We start from the raw sequence: 369 nt of genomic DNA, 5'->3' as shown, positions 1-369 counted from the left end.
GCCGGCGAAGACGCCGGTCCGGCTGCCCCGCAGGGAGACCGGGTCCATCCCGGCCCGCTCGATCGCCTCCCACGTCGCCTCCAGCAGCAGACGCTGCTGCGCGTCCGTCGCCACCGCCTCCCGCGGACTCATCCCGAAGAAGTCCGCGTCGAAGGCGCCCGCGTCGTGCAGGAAGCCGCCGGCCTTGGTGTAGCTGGTGCCCGAGGCCTCCCGGTCGGGGTTGTAGAGGACGTCGGCGTCCCATCCGCGGTCGACGGGGAACTCGGACACGGCGTCGACACCCTCGGACACCAGCCGCCACAGGTCCTCCGGCGACGACACCCCGCCCGGATAACGGCACGCCATCCCCACGATCACCACCGGATCGTC

At 72.6% G+C, this 369-nt stretch carries 1 protein-coding gene; it reads right to left on the bottom strand.

The features are described 5' to 3' along the window. Positions 1-369 (bottom strand): beta-ketoacyl synthase N-terminal-like domain-containing protein (locus ADK41_RS09340; protein ID WP_159043952.1); only part of this gene is annotated, 369 nt, incomplete at both ends.

Origin of the sequence: Streptomyces caelestis (assembly GCF_001279005.1) — a bacterium.
GTDB lineage: Bacteria > Actinomycetota > Actinomycetes > Streptomycetales > Streptomycetaceae > Streptomyces > Streptomyces heliomycini.
Note: the sequence above shows the minus strand (reverse complement) of the source record. Positions and strands in the feature narration are given on the sequence as shown.